Annotated in this window: 11 protein-coding genes; 6 read left to right on the top strand and 5 right to left on the bottom strand. The window is 68.4% G+C overall.

All coding sequences use genetic code 11. From position 1 onward, the window contains the following. Window positions 1–39 precede the first annotated feature (39 nt). The gene (locus HCR68_RS00955; RefSeq protein ID WP_167145312.1) at window positions 40–591 is read left to right on the top strand and encodes an NAD(P)H-dependent oxidoreductase; all 552 of its coding nucleotides are present in this window, start codon (window positions 40–42) and stop codon (window positions 589–591) included. A gap of 114 nt (window positions 592–705) precedes the next feature. On the opposite strand, the gene HCR68_RS00950 is transcribed toward HCR68_RS00955, so the two are convergent. Next, entirely contained in the window at window positions 706–1,200 is a 495-nt protein-coding gene (locus HCR68_RS00950; protein ID WP_167145310.1) for a GNAT family N-acetyltransferase, read from the bottom strand. Between the two features lie 105 nt (window positions 1,201–1,305). Next, entirely contained in the window at window positions 1,306–2,634 is a 1,329-nt protein-coding gene (locus HCR68_RS14505) for an NAD(P)H-dependent oxidoreductase (protein ID WP_208320460.1), read from the bottom strand. A 260-nt stretch (window positions 2,635–2,894) separates the two neighbouring features. On the opposite strand from HCR68_RS14505, the gene HCR68_RS00940 reads away from it, so the two are divergent. The 5 genes from HCR68_RS00940 to HCR68_RS00920 all read left to right on the top strand — a co-directional run bounded on the left by HCR68_RS00940 (window position 2,895) and on the right by HCR68_RS00920 (window position 12,541). Continuing rightward, the gene (locus HCR68_RS00940; RefSeq protein WP_167145308.1) at window positions 2,895–3,788 is read left to right on the top strand and encodes an inositol monophosphatase family protein; all 894 of its coding nucleotides are present in this window, start codon (window positions 2,895–2,897) and stop codon (window positions 3,786–3,788) included. 245 nt (window positions 3,789–4,033) lie between these two features. Beyond that, window positions 4,034–4,870, top strand: coding sequence for an undecaprenyl-diphosphate phosphatase (locus HCR68_RS00935; RefSeq protein ID WP_167145306.1), 837 nt, complete (start codon window positions 4,034–4,036; stop codon window positions 4,868–4,870). Between the two features lie 146 nt (window positions 4,871–5,016). Then, window positions 5,017–7,233: an NB-ARC domain-containing protein gene (locus tag HCR68_RS00930; RefSeq protein WP_167145304.1), complete on the top strand. Its 2,217-nt coding sequence runs from the start codon at window positions 5,017–5,019 to the stop codon at window positions 7,231–7,233. Window positions 7,234–7,745: 512 nt separating this feature from the next. Further along, window positions 7,746–9,071: an exonuclease subunit SbcD gene (gene sbcD, locus HCR68_RS00925; RefSeq protein ID WP_167145302.1), complete on the top strand. Its 1,326-nt coding sequence runs from the start codon at window positions 7,746–7,748 to the stop codon at window positions 9,069–9,071. Next, window positions 9,068–12,541: an SMC family ATPase gene (locus HCR68_RS00920; RefSeq protein WP_167145300.1), complete on the top strand. Its 3,474-nt coding sequence runs from the start codon at window positions 9,068–9,070 to the stop codon at window positions 12,539–12,541. The genes sbcD and HCR68_RS00920 overlap by 4 nt, the downstream gene beginning before the upstream one ends. A 397-nt stretch (window positions 12,542–12,938) precedes the next feature. On the opposite strand, the gene HCR68_RS00915 is transcribed toward HCR68_RS00920, so the two are convergent. From HCR68_RS00915 to HCR68_RS00905, 3 genes are all read right to left on the bottom strand, one after another. Further along, window positions 12,939–14,417 carry a hypothetical protein gene (locus tag HCR68_RS00915; protein ID WP_243858837.1) on the bottom strand — a complete coding sequence of 493 codons (1,479 nt, stop codon included), beginning with the start codon at window positions 14,415–14,417 and terminating at the stop codon, window positions 12,939–12,941. A gap of 514 nt (window positions 14,418–14,931) precedes the next feature. Further along, on the bottom strand, window positions 14,932–16,017 hold the full coding sequence (locus HCR68_RS00910; protein WP_243858836.1) for a hypothetical protein: 1,086 nt from the start codon (window positions 16,015–16,017) through the stop codon (window positions 14,932–14,934). A gap of 89 nt (window positions 16,018–16,106) precedes the next feature. Further along, window positions 16,107–18,392: a beta-galactosidase gene (locus tag HCR68_RS00905; RefSeq protein ID WP_167145296.1), complete on the bottom strand. Its 2,286-nt coding sequence runs from the start codon at window positions 18,390–18,392 to the stop codon at window positions 16,107–16,109. Between the last annotated feature and the right edge of the window lie 9 nt (window positions 18,393–18,401).

Raw genomic sequence — 18,401 nt, 5'->3', positions numbered from 1 at the left:
CGCACCGTCCACCATCACCACCTGAAAGCAGGAGCGTTCATGAAGACCCTCGTTCTCGTCTTCCACCCCGACATGTCCGCCTCACGCGCCAACCGTCCCCTGGCCGCCAAGGCCGAGACCCTCGGTGACGAGGTCACCGTGCGCTACATGTACGACATCTACCCCGACCAGAAGGTCGACGTCGCCGCCGAGCAGGCCGCCCTGGAGGCCGCCGACCGCGTCGTCCTCCAGTTCCCCATGTACTGGTACTCCACCCCCGCCCTGCTCAAGCAGTGGGAGGACGACGTTCTCCTCTACGGATGGGCCTACGGCTCGACCGGCAACGCGCTGGCCGGCAAGGAGCTGCTGGTGGCCGTCAGCACGGGCGGCCCCGGCGACGCCTACAACGGGGAGGGCTCCTACGGCTACACGCTCACCGAGCTGCTGCGCCCGCTCCAGGCGACGGCGAACATGACTCAGATGACCTACCTGGAGCCCTTCACCACCACCGGGACCCTCACCATCACCGATGAGGCCCTGGCCCAGCGGGTCGAGGACTATGCCGCGACGCTGACGGCCGAGGACCTGCCCGTCCTGGATCTTCACGGCTGAGCGCCTCGCCGCGACGCTCTCACACGCGCTGAGGGCCCCGGCCGGTTCACCCGGTCCGGGGCCCTCAGCGCATCCGGTAGGGGCCGGGGCCGGGTGCTGAGTCAGTCACTCATGTCAGTCGCCGTCGGCGAGGTCCTTGAAGTAGCGGGCCACCGGCCAGCGAAGGAAACCGAGCCCCTCGTAGGTGGCCCGGGCCGGGGCGTGGCCGCGATCCCCGCCGGTCTCGACCATCACCATGGACATCCCGGCCGCACGGGCCCGCTCCATGGAGTGGTTCATGAGGGCCCGGCCGATGCCGTGGCGCTGGTGGTCGGGATCGACGACGACGATGTAGACCTCCCCCATCCTGTCCTCGGGGTGCAGGCGGGTGCACACCCACCCCACCGGGCGCCCGTCGAGCACGGCCACGTCGACGCCGTCGGGCTCACCATCGAGGACCTCGGCAAGATCCGCGGTCTGCCGCTGCTGCCAGCCCTCGGGGTAGAAGGACCGGAAGACGAAGGCGGGCACGTCCTGCTCCATGAGCGGGAACACCGGGGCCCAGGCGCGCAGGGACAGGTCCAGCAGCGCCTGGCGCTGCTCCGGGCGGTACTCGACGATCTCAACCATGCCGGAATTCTACGGCGCGCTCGATAGACGGTTGGTTCTATGGACAAGCGGTCCCCGCCGGCAGTCGTGCCGACGGGGACCCAGCAGGCTCAGGAGTGAGAGCCCTCAGCCGAAGATGTCGAGCATCGGGAGCTCGGGGGTTCGGAGCACCGCGGCGTAGTCCCGGGCGCGCCGGGAGATGGCCTCGTCGGTGATCTCCAGGGCGCCGACGGACAGGAAGGGCACGGCGTACTTGGTGCCGATGACGCGCGAGGTGCCCTGCATGGGGCGCAGGAACTCGTGGATCGTGTAGATGTGCGCGCCCTCGCGGCCGTAGGCGCTGCCGGCGCCGCCGACGCTGACGGCCAGGAGGAGCTCCTTGCCGTGCAGGGCCGTACCGGTCGAGCCGTAGGCCCAGCCGAAGGTCAGGACGTCGTCGAGCCACTTCTTGAGCAGGGGCGGGCAGGAGAGCCAGTACATGGGGTACTGCAGGACGATGCGGTCGGCACCCAGGAGGGCGGCCTGCTCGGTGGCCACGTCGATGTTGAAGTCGGGGTAGATGTCGTACATGTAGCGCACGGTGATGTTGCCGCCGAGCGACTCCGCCGTCGCCCCGAGGGCCTTGTTGACCCGCGACTCGGAGATGTTGGGGTGGAAGACGAGAACGAGAGTGTTCACGAAGGACTCCCTGGTGTCGTTGGACTGTGAGGCGGGGGATGCTCCCCGTGAGGCGCCGTCGTCAACGGCGCCGGAGGTGGACAGGACGTCGCTCAGGCCGGAGAAGCCGCCGATGATGACCTCCAGCTTGGGGGTCATCGCGCCGCGGTCCAGCCAGGACTCCTTGGGCCGGAAGGGGACGCGATCGGCGTCGTCGCCGCTGTGCAGTACGTTGGAGCGACGCATGCCGAGGGCTGCGCCCGAGCCGCCGAAGCGCTCGTCCCACATGCGGGTGGCGATGTCGATGCCGCGCTCGCGGCGGCCCGGCTGGTGATCGGACTCGATGGTCTCAGCCATGGCGGCCGCCTGCTGATGCGAGGTCAGGACCGTCGAGAGGGTGTAGTTGAGCGCCAGGTAGGCGTCCTCGCTGCGCAGGCCGCCCGAGACGAGGGCGTTGTGGGCGCGCTTGGCCACCGACATGAAGGGCACGTAGGCCCAGGCCAGGTCGATCAGCGTGTGGTCCAGGCCGGGGTTGGCGTCGAGCACGTCCCACAGCGAGTCGGACAGCTGACGCAGGTAGTCCTGCCAGCTCAGTCCGGTGGGCGGGAGCGTGACGTCGGCGGAGACGCGCTCAAGACAGGCCACGAGCAGGTCGTCGCGCGAGCTGACGGTGCGTCCCAGGTCGGCGGTACTCACCCCCAGTCGACGCGCCACCTTGCCCATCGTGAACCGGTCCACGCCGATCTCGAGGGCGGCTGTGACGACGTCGTCCCTGGTAAAACCGGCATTATGCTGCATAGAGCCTCCCGGGTTGGGTCATGCACGTCAGCGTAACGAACCAATAACAAGCAGCCAAATCGAATCCACCTATCCGCACGATGCTCGACGGCGTTCTTCCGCAATATTCCGGCATAATACGGTGCACCCCCAGACCCGTTCCCACCGCGGGGGATCTCAAGTTTCGATAACGACTCGGCATGACTCCACAGCGCCCGGCAGGTGGCGCGCCCGACGCTCCCGGGGCTTCCCCGAGCCCGCTCCCCCGCTACCGTGGTGTCATGAGCGAGACTCCCCGCCCGCAACGCCCCGTCTTTCCGGCGCCTCCCGCGGCACCCTCGCCGGAGGCCGCCCCGCCCACCCCGACGGCGCCCCCGGCCAAGCAGCGGCGCTGGCGCGACGACCTGCACCTGGCGCACACGATCGCCAACAAGGTGGACAGCCTCACCCAGGCCCGCTTCGACGCCGGCAACTTCACGGTGGAGACCAAGTCGGACCTCACGCCGGTCACCGAGGCCGACCGGGAGGCCGAGCGCGTCATCCGCGAGCAGCTGGGGCGGGCGCGCGGACGCGACTCCGTCCTGGGCGAGGAGCTGCCCACCACCGGCCACTCCTCGCGCCAGTGGGTCATCGACCCGATCGACGGGACCAAGAACTTCGTGCGGGGCGTGCCCGTGTGGGCCACACTCATCGGCCTCATCGAGGACGGCCAGTGCGTCGTCGGGCTGGTCTCCGCCCCCGCGCTGGGGAGGCGCTGGTGGGCCGTGTCCGGCGGCGGGGCCTGGACCGGGCGGTCACTGAGCTCGGCCCGGCGGATGTCCGTGTCCGGCGTCGACGACCTCACCCGGGCCTCGATGTCCTACTCCTCGCTGTCGGGCTGGGCCCAGGCCAAGCGGCTGCGCGGCATGCTGGGGCTCATGCAGTCGTGCTGGCGCACCCGCGCCTACGGGGACTTCTGGTCCTACATGCTGGTGGCCGAGGGCGCCGTGGACCTGGCGGCCGAGCCCGAGCTCGAGCTCTACGACATGGCGGCGCTCGTGCCCGTGGTCACCGAGGCCGGCGGGCGCTTCACCTCGCTCGACGGCGAGCCCGGACCCTTCGGGGGCAACGCGGTGGCCACGAACTCGCTGCTGCACGACGTCGCCCTGAGCCACCTGGGCGCCGAGACGGACTGAGAAGGTCGGCAGCCGGCTCGCACGCGTCACACGCCGGGATCACACGGGCTGGACTTGCTACGCGTCCAACGTTATAAAAGGGACACAAACTCATACGTGGCCATAGTGCAGGGTGATTGACCCGGCGGCCCCGCGACGATGAGCCGCCACTGCTGCGGCGGGTACCACAGCTACCTGGCCACTCCCCCACCCCCTGCGCCGGTAACCTGCCGTGAGTCCACTATCCGTCCATCCCAGGAGTCCCTTTGAACTGGCTGCACGCCGTCCTCCTCGGCATCGTCGAGGGCATCACCGAGTTCCTCCCGGTGTCATCCACCGGGCACCTCAACATCGTCGAGAAGCTGCTCGGCTACGAGATCAACTCCGCGGGCATGACCGCCTTCACCGCCGTCATCCAGGTGGGTGCGATCATCGCCGCCATCATCTACTTCTGGGCCGACATCGTGCGCATCGTCGTCGCGTGGTTCAAGGGACTGAGCGATCCACGGGCCCGTCAGGACCCCGACTACACGCTCGGCTGGGGCATCATCCTGGGCTCGATCCCGGTTGCCGTGGCGAGCGTGGCGCTCAAGGACTACATTCAGGGGCCTCTGCGCTCCCTGTGGGTGATCGCCGGCGCCCTCATCCTGTGGTCGGGAGCCATGTGGCTGGCCGACCGCCAGCAGAACCTCACCAAGGGCATGAAGGACGTGACCGTCAAGGACGCCCTCATCATCGGTAGCTTCCAGGCGCTGGCGCCCGTACTTCCCGGTATCTCCCGCTCGGGTGCGACGATCTCCGCGGCTCTGTTCCTCAAGTTCGACCGGGTGACCGCCACTCGACTGTCCTTCTTCATGGGTATTCCGGCGCTCGTTGCGGCGGGCCTCTACGAGCTGGTCACGGAGGCGGGTGCCATCAGCGACACCGTGGGCTGGAACGCCACCATCATCGGAACCGTCGTCTCCGGCATCGTGGCCTACGCGACCATCGCCTGGCTGCTGCGCTTCGTCTCCTCCAACAAGTTCACCTCCTTCCTGGTCTACCGCGTGCTGCTGGGTGCGATCATCATCGCCCTGGTCTCCGCCGGCACCATCGCCGCCTGACGGCGCCCTTTTCACCGACACCGACATTTTTCGCGTGGGGCAACGGTTTTTCCGTTGCCCCACGCGAATTCTGTCCTCCTCGGCGCTGCGGTCCGACGCCGTAAGAATCCTGTCCCGTCCCTGCTGGCCGCCTGTACGATAGCGGCATGGTCGACCCCGCCTCCCTCGCTGTCCTGACCACCAACCTCGCCGGACTGCTCATGCGCGGAGCCGCTGTAGCCGTCGACCGTTCGTGGGGTGATGCAGCCTCACTGCCTGGCGACGCTCTCAACGTGGGACTCAATCTGAGAGAGGCACTGTGTGGTCGAAGCGGCGAGGAGAACCCGCTGAACGTGGCGTCCATCACGAGGCGCCTCCAGAAGCAGGTGGATGCTGCCCGCGATCAATACGAGCAGGCCAAAGTCCCTGAATCCGCCCTGTATGGTGCCATCACCGAGATGGAGGTGGCGCTCACGGAGATTAGTGGGGACGACAACGCAGTCGTTGAGGCCGTGCGGTCCCCGGACAAATTCGAGGCACACCTCCAACGCCGGGCGGGCGGCCGCCGCAAGAATGTCGACGAAAAAGCAGTACCCTTCTTCGACGACCTGATCCACATCGTTGCCGAGGAGTTCATCCGTCTCGCACCGGGCTCGCGGAGCTTCGACGTCGCTGCACTCAAGCAACTGTTAGAGTGGCGAACAGAGATTACCGAGCTTTTGGTCACGATAATTGAGAAGCTCGATAGCCATCTTGCTCAAGCCCACTCCGACTCCCCCACGCGAGTTCGCTTCGGTAGCCGCCCCATGGTCACCGCAGGCTTCGTCGACCGAGAGGAGCAGGACGAACTCTTCGACACCATCCTCACCCAAGTCGAAGGTCGCACTGTTCTGACGGGGATGAGAGGAAGCGGTAAAACCCAGCTGGCCGCCGCGGTTGCAGCCAAATGCGAAGACGAGGACTGGCCCGTGGTCGCATGGATCAATGCCGCCTCACGCGCAGATATTGTATCCGACCTCTACGAGCTCGCCGTACAGAGCGGCATCGACGCATCGCAGGACCACGACCGAGAATCCATCATCCGACGCTACTTGAACAAGCTTCACTCAGAGGATGATACAGACTGCCTTTTCGTTTTCGACAACGTAGAGAACTTCAATGATCTCACTGACCTCACCCCCCACGGGGAATACAACAGCATACGAATCATCGCCACCACCACACGACACCTTGCCGACTGGAATGACTGGCACCCCATCCCAGTAAACGTCTTCAAGCGCGAACAATCGATCACCCTGCTCTGCGAACGTACATCACAACCTGACCGCGACACTGCTAACCACATAGCAGACGTTTTGGGGGATCTCCCTCTAGCCATCATTCAAGCAGTCTCGACAATACTGCGGGGGCGACTAACTCTCGCCGAGTATCTCGACAAACTAAATAACTCATCACTTGAGGGAAGCATAAAAAAACGCGAAGTCGGGAATTATAGGGACACAGTCGCGGTTACCCTATTCATGGCGCACGAGCAGACATTGGAAGATATTCGCCGACGCAATCCCGCAGGAGAATCGATAGCCCCCCAGATTCTGGGAATTCTATCACTGTTAGCCGCTCCCGGCATCCCCAGCCACTGGCTCCGAAACATCAACGACAACCCAGAGGACACCCAAGAGGCTTTAACATCACTATTGGAGTCTTCAATTTGTCAAGAATCTACCGATAAATCGCAAATTTCACTCCACAGACTTCAGAGTCAGGTCTTCAGAGAGAACTACATGAACACACCAAAACAACTCCAAGACGCTTGCGATAACACCATTTCACTACTCACCTCAGTCGCCAGATCATCTTCACCTTCCACAGAGCAGGGGCAACGAGACATATCTTCGCTACTTGACCAACTACACATCGCCAGTTCACAGCCCCACTCTCAGCACATTTTCCAGAACGAGAAAATAGTAAGCCTCATCAGTTTGATTCTAGATAGATTAAGGGCGCCGGGAGCAATCCCTATTCCGTACGACTTAATCTCACCAATAGATGTGGCAATCAAGTCGCTAGCATCTACCAACCCTGAAGTCCTAACCTTGCGCGCAGACCTTGCAGATCTATTCCTAGACATAGGAGACAACTGGGAGTCAAATATTCTTCAAAGTGAGACGTACGGTGACCACATTAAGCTCTTCGGGCCTGACAGCGAAAAAACTCTAAGATTCCTACATAGGATGGCTGAAAACTGCTGCTGGCATGGCGACACAGAAAACGCTGCTGAACTATTTCAGATCGCGCTACCTAAGTTCAAGGAAATACTGGGAGACAATCACCCACTAACACTTTCGGCACAAGAACATCTAGGCCACCTAGGGCAGTGGCTCTAGTCGTCCATAAGATGTGATCCGTCGAAATTCATCATACCTTGACACCAATTTACGTTAGTGTTTTACTGGTAAGGTAGAGTACATATCCTGAGGGTATCAAGCCAACTCTTAAGGTTTTCGAAAACTAATTAACTCGATCTGGGTGACACAACAACCCGACGCCGCCCCCTTACCCTTAACCTATACAGGACGGTTTACACCACAGGTCCCTGCCTGCAGTAGATTCCTACACACTAAGACATAGAATTTTGCATGCACGTCCCCCTCGCCTACCTGCATCATAGGGCACTACAAAGACCTGACTCGTGACGCTTCGAAAGGGCCATGGTCTCCATCTGGGTTTTCGTTTGGGCCGCCAAATTGGGAGGAACCTACCGACACGCCAACGGGATCTAAGACTGAGGCTGTGCTCTCATCTCCAGGTAGGGGCGAGACAACCTTGGGGAAGAGAGACCGTGGTGAGCAGCGGCCCTCCTCGAATAGATGTCGGTGGGCTGTGAGACAGTGTCGGCATGCGGATCCTCCACACCTCCGACTGGCACCTGGGGCGCACCTTCCACGGACGGGTGCTCGATGACGCGCACGCCGCCTTCGCCGACCACCTCGTCGAGCTCGTCACCACCGAGTCCATCGACGCCGTCCTCGTGGCCGGGGACGTCTACGACCGCGCCATCCCGCCCAATGACGCCGTCGCCCTCCTGGATGAGACCCTGCGCCGCCTGACCGAGCGCACCCGCGTGGTCCTGACCCCCGGCAACCACGACTCCGCCCGCCGCCTCGGCTTCGCCGCCGACCTCATGCGCGAGGGCCTCATCATCCGGGCCCGCACCGCAGGCCTCGACCGCGGCATCATCCTGCCCGACGCCGACGGCAACGAGGCCGCCATCGTCCACGCCCTGCCCTACCTCGATCCCGACGCCGCCCGCGAGATCCTTCCGCCCCTCCTCGCCGAACGCCTCGGGGAGGAGGTCCCAGCGGACCGCACCGCCGGAGAGGACCGGACCGAGGGCGAGCCCGCTACTTCTCCGCCCAGTACCGCGGAGCGTCCCCGCCTGCCCCGCTCCCACGAGGCCGTCGTCTCCGCCGCCCTGCGCCTGGTGGCCGCGGACCTGGATCGGCTTCGCGCCGGCCGCACCCGGCGCCTGCCGAGCCTGCTCATGGCGCACGCCTTCGTCGTGGGCGGCAGCGCCTCGGAGTCCGAGCGGGACATCCGCGTCGGCGGCGTCGACTCCGTGCCCTCCGGCGTCTTCACCACCCTGGGCGGCTCGCCCCTGGCCGAGCGCAGCGGCGGGCTGGACTACGTGGCCCTGGGCCACCTCCATCGCCCCCAGGAGCTCACCCAGTCGGCGGGCCCGCGCCTGGTCTACTCCGGCTCCCCGCTGCCCTTCTCCTTCGACGAGGCCGAGGGCGCCCGCAGCTCGGCCACCAAGTCCTCCGTTCTCCTCGAGCTGAGCGCAGACGGCGTCGCCCGCCTCGAACGCGTCCCCACCCCCGTCCTGCACCAGGTGCGCACCCTGACCGGCACCATGTCCCAGCTCCTCTCCCCCGCCTTCGACGACGCCACCGGCGCCTGGGTGCGCGTCATCCTCCAGGGCGAGCGACCACCCGGCGCCCTGGCCACCCTCAAGGAGCGCTTCCCCAGCCTCCTGGCCTTCCAGCACGAGGCCCCCGCACGCGCCGCCCGCGAGCGCGTCACCGTCACCGCCGCGGCGGACCCGCTGCGCATCGCCGAGGACTTCCTCGACGACGTCTGCGGGCGCGCCCCCGCCCCGGCCGAGCGCACCGTCCTGCGCAACGCCTACGAGTCCGCCCTGGCGAGCGCGAGGAGCCAGCGATGAGGATCCACTCCCTGACCATGACCGGCGTCGGCCCCTACGCCGGCCACGAGCACATCGACTTCGACGCCGTGGGCGCCTCGGGCCGCTTCCTGCTCACCGGCCCCACCGGCTCGGGCAAGACCACCATCATCGACGCGATCGTCTTCGCCCTCTACGGGGACGTGGCCGACTCGGCCGACTCCTCCAAGGAGCGCATCCGCTCCACCCTCGTGGGCCCGCACACCGAGAGCGTCATCGAGCTCGTCTTCTCCACGGGTGCCGGCGTCTACCGGGTGCGCCGCACCCCCACCTACGAGCGGGCCAAGCGGCGCGGGCAGGGCACCACCACCCAGAACGGCACGGTCAAGCTCTGGCGCCTGGCCGAGGTCGGCGGGGAGCCGCTCGACGAGCCCGTCACCCGCGTGGGCGACGCCGACGCCGAGATCGCACGCGCCGTGGGCCTCAGCCGGGAGCAGTTCACGCAGACGGTGGTCCTGCCGCAGGGGAAGTTCGCCCGGTTCCTGCGCGCCGACTCCTCCGAACGCCAGCACCTGCTCAAGGACGTCTTCGGCACCGGGATCTACGACGCCATCCAGGACGCGCTCATCCAGGCCTCCCGGGACGGGGTCCGGCGGGTCGAGCAGGCGGCCTCCGACCTGCGTGGCCAGGTCGCCTTTCTGGGGCGGCACCCCTTCCTGAGCGAGTTTCTGAGCGAGGTGCCGGAGTCCGCAGGTACCGACGCCGCCGGAACCTCTCAGGACGAGGCAGACCGGGAGACTGAGCCCTCGGGGCCGGAGGCGTCCGGAGGAGTCCAGGACGCCCTCCCCCTGCCCGGTCACGATGCTGGCCACGATGCCGGCCATGAGGCGGCAGGCGAGGAGGAATCCGCGCCCGTCCCGACGCCGGCCGAGGCGCTGGAGGCGGCGATGGCCGGTGCCACCCCGGATCTGAAGGCTCTTCGTCGCGTCGGCGTCGAGGTGCTGGAGACCTCGCGCGGCGTCGTCGAGCGGGCCGGCAGCCGGGCTGAGGCTGCCGGGCAGGCGCTCACCCGGGCGCGCGCCGCCCGTGAGGAGGCTCAGAGGCTGCACGACCTCCTGGAGCGCCGCCGGGCGTTGGTCACCGAGAGCCGGCAGCTGGCCGAGCGCGCCGAGCAGGACGCCGCCGACGCCGAGCGTCTGCAAGCCGCCGAGCGTGCCGCCCGGGTACGGCCGTACCTGGCCGCCGAGCAGACCGCCCGCAGCAGCGCTCAGCGGGCCGTGGCCGCCCTGGCGGCCCGTGCCGACCAGAGCGACCTGGCCCGCCTGGCCGAGCAGGCCGGAGCCGGTGAGGCCGTCAGTGCGGATGGCGCCAGGTGCGCCGCCGGTCAGAACCTCGATGGACAGGAGTCACCCACTGCTCTGGTGCAGCCTCTGGTCCGTGAGGCTCAGCGCCGGCTCGCCGCGCTCGATGAAGAACCGGGCGGGACCGGAGCAGGGACGTTCGAGCTGGAGACTGTCGAACCAGGAAGCCCCGCCACGAGGGGCACTGGGGAGACTGAGGCACCTGCGGCGGCCGAGGCACCTCGGCGGATCGACGCAGATGCGCTGAGCACCCGGGCTCTCGAGGAGCTGGCGCACCGGTGCCGTCGCGAGCACGGGCAGCTTGAGGTCCTGGTCGACCTCGAGGCCGGCCTGGACGAGCGCGATGAGGCCCTCAAGCAGCGTGAGGCGAGTCTTCGGCGCAGCGTCGCCGAGCTGGCGCAGCAGACCGAACAGCTCTCCTCCCGCCCGGTGCAGCGCGCCGCCCTGACGGAGAGGCTGGAGGCTGCGCGCGCGGCCCACGAGCGCCTGGACGGTCTCCGTGACCGCCGCACCCGGGCGGAGGAGCGTCACCGGGCCGCCCTCACTGTCGAACGGCTCACGGCCCAGCTCGCCCGGCGGGAGGAATCCTGCACCCAGGCCGCAGCGGTGGTGAAGGAGGCGGCCGGTCGGGTCCACGCCACCCGTCTGGCCTGGATCTCCGGGACCGCCGGGGCACTGGCCGGTGAACTCACCGAGGGCGAGCCCTGCCCCGTGTGCGGCTCGCTCACGCACCCCTCCCCCGCCTCCGGTGACACCGAGGGCGCCACCCGCCTGCAGGTCGAGGCGGCCGAGGAGCACCAGAGGCAGGCCGACGAGGCGCTGAGCCTCGCGGTTCGGGAGCGCGACACCTGTGCCGCACAGCTTCAGGAGGCTCAGCGCGCCAGCGACGGCATGGGTGTCCCCGCCGCCGGGGCCGCCCTGGATGAGGCCACCACGGCCCTGGCCAAGGCGGAGGCCGCGGCCGGCGGCGTCGACGAGCTGGTGGCCCAGATCGAGGCCTTCGACGCCCGTACCGAGCAGGAGCGTACCGAGCTCGATGCCGCCCGGTCTGCTCAGGACTCGGCCCGCACCCGCCTGGAGGCCGACCGTGAGGCCCTGACCCAGGACCAGCAGCGCTGCCTGGAGGCACACGGGATATGGACGAGCGTCACCGCCCGCGCCGCCGCGCTCCTCGTGCGGGCGCAGGAGGCCGAGGACGTCTCCGAGGACGTCGACGCCGCACGTGCTGCCCTGACCCAGGCCCGCCGTGCTCTGGCGGATCTGGCCGGGGCGCTGCAGGAGGAGGACTTCGCCAGCGCGGCCCAGGTGCGGGAGGCCTCCATGGATCGGGGCGCTCTCGAGTCCCTGTCCGCGACCGTGCGCGCCGCCGCCACCGCCCGGGACCGGGTCCGCCTGGGGCTGGAGGCCCCGGAGATCGCCGCCCTGAGCGGCCAGGAGGAGGATCACCTCGACGAGGCCTCCTCAGCACTGGACCGGGCCGAGGCCACTGCGAAGGAGGCGGCCTCCCTCCAGGCGCGCACCGCCGAGTCCCACGAGCACCTGCGCCGGGCCGTCGACGGCGTCGAGCAGGCGGCCACCGCCTACGAGGAGGCGGCCGGATCCAGCGCCGACCTCATCCGGGTGGCCGCGCTGGCGCGCGGCGAGAACGAGGCCGGCACGCCCCTGGCCACCTGGGTGCTCCAGGCCCGGTTCGAGGAGGTCCTCGTCTTCGCCAACGAGCGCCTGTCGCAGATGTCCTCCGGGCGCTACGAGCTCATCCGGGTCGCTGAGGAGACCAGCCAGCGCAGGCGCCGCAAGGGTCTGGGCCTGGCCGTCGTCGACCACCTCGGGGAGGAGCGCACCCGGGACCCCCGGACCCTCTCCGGTGGGGAGACCTTCTACGTCTCCTTGTCGCTGGCGCTGGCCCTGGCCGACGTCGTCTCGGCCGAGTCCGGGGGCGTGAGCCTGGAGACCCTCTTCATCGACGAGGGCTTCGGCACCCTCGACGCCGACACGCTCCAGATGGTCATGGCCGAGATCGACCACCTGCGCGCCGGCGGGCGCACCGTCGGGATCGTCTCCCACGTGGCCGAGCTGCGCGACCAGATCGCCGAGCGCATCGCAGTACGGCGCGTCGCCTCCGGCGGATCCACCCTGAGGGTGACCGCCTGAGGCGACGCGCCGCGAACACGTCCTCTCACCGGTGCCGCCCCACTGGCCGGTGCCGGTCGGCCGCCCCAGTGGACGCCGCCGGAGGACTCAATCGTGACGGTGGGCCCGTCGGAGTCCTTCGACCACTCCACCTTCCCCGAGAAGGTGAACCTCGCCTTCCGAGAGGTGGGATTCTTCTCGAAGGTTGAGGGCTTGGGCGTCCCGGAGACACTGATCTCATCAGACGTGAGCGTCAGACCGTCACCGTCCTCGGAGAACCGGGCTGCCGGGAGGTTCTCGACGTGCTGCTGGAAATGGCCGAGTCCTTACTTCTCGGGCAGATCGATTCTCGTACCACCTATCTTGAGTGAGGAGAGCGGTTCAGCGCTGGAGCTGACGAGCACCACCAGCGCGTTACTCACCTTCCATCTCCCCAGCCCGCCGGCCGGGTCTCCACCCACTGTCCGGTGGCCGGATCCATCGAGAAGACCGCGCCGGTGGCCGTGTCAGTGGCGGTACTGGCCCCCGTGGCCGGGTCGGTGCCGTAGACCCACTGCTGGGCCGACGGCGTTCCCGCCTGACTGCTCGAGGTGCCGGCCAGCCAGGCGGCACTGGCCTTCTTCCCACCGGCCAGCTGCAGCACGGCGGGGAAGGCGGAGTGGATCCGCATGGGGAGCAGCTCCGCCAGAACGGAGATGGCTGCCACGACGATCCCGACCATGATGAAGGTCAGCGCATTGGGCTGGATGCCGTAGGAGAGCTGACGAGCGGCCTCCGCGCTCGAGGAGCGCAGCGGGACGTCACTGCCTGAGAACCGCAGTGGCAGCAGACCGTAGAAGGCGATGGCCCCGACAACGAGGGACACGAGCGGGAGCTGCCAGGTGCGCTGCCACTCGACCCGACCAGCGCGGCCACGCCTGACACCCACACGCACGGCCGCTGCCACGATCGCGACGATCATGGCCACGAACAGCAGAATCGACCAGCTGCCGAACCAGGTCCAGGCGTAGGCGTCGCCGCCTTTCTCACCGCCCAAGGACGGCATGTAGTAGGCCAGGTCCATGGCCTGAGCGGTGTCCGCAGTCAGGCCTCCCAAGGAGCCCAGGCCCAGCGCGACGAGCACCAGGTTCGGAAGCAGGACCGGTAGCAGGAGGATCGAGGAGACCCCCGACCCTTGAGAGAGGACCGCTCCGATGTAGGCGATGATGACGAAGACCCCGAGGACGACACCGAGTGCGACGCCCAGGGCACCCAGCTCCCGACCGACCTGCACCAGGGGAACCGGTAGCCGTTCAAGCAGCTGCCCGCCACTGCGGGCCACCACCAGTGCCGCGAAGACCACAACAGTCACCAGTAGGATCGTCATGAGCGGGGAGGAGGAGACCACGACCCGCTTCAGCCCCAGCATCTTGGTGCTCAAGGAGAACGGGGCCGTCACCAGGCAGGCGAGCAGCGCGACGGCGAAGGCCTCAGCTCCGGCCCTTGCCAGCGTCGGCACAGGTGGAGCCGCCGATCCGTCGACCGCGGTACGACGGCGCGCTATCAGATACACCCCGATCGCGGCCGCGGTGAGCGCGCCCATCGGAAGCAGTGTGAAGGTCAGGGTGACCGTCTCATAGGAGGTTGAACCGGTCAGAGCGAACTGTCCGCCCAGGCTCCACCCCATGAGCAGCGGCAGCATGGAGAAGGTCGTCGGGAACGTGTCGGACGTATCCGCGGTCGTGATGGCCACAAGCGTGAGGATCGCGCTGACGGCAGCGGATCCAAGTACGACAGCGAGAGTCAGGGCCGTTGACGTCAGGCCCGGGGCACGGAACCACGCGGTGAAGGTCTGCGCCATGGCCGAGGGCTGCCCGACCTGCCAGGGCTGCGCGGTCCCGACCTGTCCCTGAGGCATCGGCGCCCCAGGAGCGGGGGCTCCGACGGCCGGTACAGCCATAGTCTGCGGGGCGGCCACGGGCTCGGCGTCAGCCCTCGGGGGCGCAGGAGCCTTGGTCGCGTTCGGCGGCGGGGCCGGGACCTCGCTCGGCGGCGGAACCGGTGCGGGAGTCGGGAGCTCAGACGCCGATGCGCTCGGTGGAGGCGGGACCGGGATGGCGGGAAAGCTACCAGTCTCCGGCCCTGACGTCATCGGGGGCGGGGGTACGGGGACACCGCTGGAAGCAGGCGGATTCCCGCCATCTCCTGGAGCCTGGGCCCCGCCGTCTGCGGAAGAAGGATCGGGAGGAAAACTGCTGTTGGACACAGGGCTGCCTTCGATAGGGAATCGATCACGGCAGTTCTACCCCATCGAATTCAGCCGCACGCCTGTTTCGAGACGACGTCTTAATATCTGACCATATCTGACCAGGTCCGACCCGAGGCGCCTGCAACTGCGCAGCTACACGGCTGAGATCAATGCGCCGAACGCCCTACTCGCCTTCGCTGCCGGCCTGCTCACCATCGTCCTGCTGGCCGTCACCCTGCTGGACATCACCGTCCCCCTGACCGGCGCCGTCCTGGGTGCCTCCCTGCTGGTCGCCGGACTGGTCGGCTCCGCCCGACACATCAACGCCCTGCTGGGCGGCCTTGTCCTTGACCGTGTTGAGGACACTGATGATGTCCTCTCGTCCGGGGAAGGAGACTCCGGACTGCAAGGAGCTGAGAACCTGGTCGATGTCGCCGATGTTGCCGACATTGAGCTGACCGGCGAAGTTCTCCGCCTCAGCCATGGTCTGCGTCTTGAGCACGCCCGCGCCGTAGTAGATGCCCGCCCCCGTTGCCACCGCCGGCAGGAACAACGCGGCCAGGACCAGCAGCGCCGCCGGAGCCTTCGGCTTGGCCCGAGCCAGAGCCGTGCACGCCACGAAGAAGGCGATGAAGGCCAGCAGCGCACCGCCGCCGATCGCGCCGATCGCGGTCCAGTTCGGCGTCCAGGTCTGGCTCGAGATGATCTCGAAGACGTGGAGCGTGGTCAGGAGGGTGTACGTCCCCCATCCCAGGAGCCCGGAGGCCACGAGCACCATGATCGTCCCCACTGGTAGCGCGGCTGTGCGACGGCGCTTGGGCGGGCGGGGAAGATCCACCGGCCGCTCGGGCTCGGGCTCGGGCTCAGTCCAGGTCTGCTGAACGGGCACCTGTGAGGCCGCGGGTCGGGCGGGCTCGGGGTTGACGTAGACCGGCTGCACCTGCTGCGCCGGCTCGGTCGGGTAGACCGCCTGCGCCGGCATGGCCATCGTCTGCGGCGCGGCCGGCATGGGCTGAAGGACCTGGGTGTACTGGCTGCGCTGGTCCGGTGAGGCGGCCAGCTGAGGGGTCGACGTCGACGGCGGCAGGTAGCCCCACCCCTCACCTCCCGGCGGCATGGCGATCGCCTCCGTCGCGCCCGTCTGCGCCTCGGCCTGTGCGAGGTCGATCCGCTCGGTGGGCCGTCCACGATCAACATGGCCGGCGCGGTCGACGGTTTCATCCGCCTCGGCGTCGTCGAACTGCGGCCCACGGGAGAGAGGACGGGACACGATGAGGCTCCTTGCCAGGGGTATCGGTTTGGTCTCTACGACCATGAGGCTACGCCACCAACGTCTCCGGCACGAGAAGCCTCAGCCCCTCAGACGGAACCGGGCTGCGTGTTCTCGCGCACCACGAGCCCTGAGCGCGGGGCCAGGACCACGTGGCCCGTGCACGCCTCACCGCTGAGCAGGTCGGTGCCCACGACTCCGGCCACCTCGGCGGCCCGGTCGCCGTGGTTGAGCAGGAAGAGGATCTCTCCGCGCCGCTGGGCCTCGACGCCGTCGGGCAGGTCGGCGACGACCGGCCGCACCCGGGCGTGAGCGCACACCAGCCTCAGCAGGGCGGCCCGGCTGAGTGCGTCGAGGTCGGCGGCCACGTACCAGGCGGCGCCGGAGCCGGCGACCGGGCGCCTCGTGACGGCGGGCAGCCCGATCAGGTCCGCTCCCCCGCCACGGCCGTCGAAGACGGCCACCACCTGGGCCGGCTCCCCGCCCTGGTCGACCTCGACGACGTCGGGCGCCTCATCGACACGAACCTCCTCGGCCCAGCCTCCCGCACGCAGGTCGGGGGCGGGTGAGCCCAGCTGGTCCAGGACGCGGCGCAGCGACTCACTGACCGCTTCCAGGCCTGTCCAGGTCTCGGCGGCGGGCACTCCGACGTCGCGGCTGAGACGGTTGACGAGCGTGTCTCTCGGATCGGCCTGCCCCACCGGGCCGCTCAGGGCGGCGTGGTCGGTGACCCGCACCCCGAGCAGCGGCCGCAGGGATCCCAGGTAACCGCCCAGGACCGCGCCCCCGTTCTCGTCGACGACCCCGGTGGGGCCGACCACCACGACCTGGGCGCCCGAGGCTGTGGCCCGCTCCAGGCGCCGGGCGAGCCCGGGGTAGTCGATGAAGATCGCGGGAACGATGATGAGACGGTAGTCGGCCTGCTCCGCGCCCGGATCGGCGGCCGCCGGGATGATGTCGGTGGCGATCCCGGCCTCCCACAGGCTGCGGTGCCAGGCACGGGCCGCCTCGAAGCGCTCACCGAACTCGACCGGACCGATGGCCGAGCTCATGGCCCACTGGCTGTCCCAGTCCAGGACGACGGCCACCTGCGCGTGCACCGGCTCCCCCAGGACCGGTCCGAGCCGCTTCAGCGCCCGCCCGGTGGCCACCACTTCGTCCCAGGTGCGGCTGGCGCGCCCGGCGTGGGGAACCATGCCGGAGTGGAAGGTCTCGGCGCCCTGGCGCGACTGGCGCCACTGGAACTGCAGGATCCCGTCGGCGCCGTGGGCCACGCGGGCCAGCGACCACAGGAGGAACTGGCCGGGGCGCTTGGGCGAGTTGCGCCCGCGCCACTGGACGGCGCTGGGCGCCTGCTCCATGAGGATCCAGGGGCGCCCGCCGGCCAGGCCCCGCATGAGGTCACCGGCCCAGGCGACCTCGTGGGCAGCGGCCTCATCGGCGGGGTCGGGATAGGAGTCGTCGGAGATGACGTCGAGCGCCTTGGCCCAGCGCCAGTAGTCGGTGGCCGGGAAGTCGCCCATGAAGTTGGTGGTGATCGGCCGGCTGGAGTGCTCACGCAGGACGCGGGCCTCGGTCTCCATGAGGCTGCGCAGCTGGTGGTCGCTGAAGCGCCTCCAGTCCAGGAGCTGGGCGGGGTTGTGGAAGGTGGGCATGGCCGCGGGCGGACAGACCTGTTCCAGGCTCGTGTAGCGCTGGGACCAGAAGTCGGTGCCCCAGGCGGCGTTGAGGTGCTCGACGTCGCCGTAGCGGTCCTCCAGCCAGGTCCGGAAGGCCTGGGCGCAGGCGGGGCAGAAGCACTCGGCGGTGTGGCAGCCGTACTCGTTGCCGATGTGCCACATGACGACGCCGGGGTGGTCGCCCAGGCGCTCGGCCAGGGCCCGGGCCAGGGCGGCGCAGCGCTCCCGGTAGACGGCCGAGCTGGGGCAGTACTGCTGGCGCGAGCCGAAGCCCAGGCGCACGCCGTCGGCGCTCATCGGCAGGGACTCGGGGTGATCGGCCGCCATCCAGGCCGGCGGCGAGGCGGTGGCGGTGGCCAGGTCGACGGCGATACCGGCGTCGTGGAGGCGGTCTACGACCTCCACGAGCCAGTCGAGCTCGTAGACCCCCTCGCGCGGCTCGAGGCGCGCCCAGGAGAAGATCCCCAGGGAGACCAGGTTGACGCCCGCCTCGGCCATGAGCGCGAGGTCCTCGGCGAAGGTGGCCTCGTCCCACTGCTCGGGGTTGTAGTCGCCGCCGTAGGCGGGGCCGGCCAGCCCCAGCAGCTCATGGGGCTGGCGGCGCTCGGCTGCGTCAGGTGCAGGAGTCTGCTCGGGCTGGTGCGTGGAGGCTGTGGCAGGGGGTGTGGCAGAGACTGCGGGCGTGGGGCTGGTCATGGGGTGATT

The organism is Actinomyces sp. ZJ308 (assembly GCF_011752065.1).
Taxonomy (GTDB): domain Bacteria; phylum Actinomycetota; class Actinomycetes; order Actinomycetales; family Actinomycetaceae; genus Actinomyces.
The sequence above is the reverse complement of the archived record's forward strand: the minus strand, read 5'-3'. Positions and strand labels throughout refer to the sequence as shown.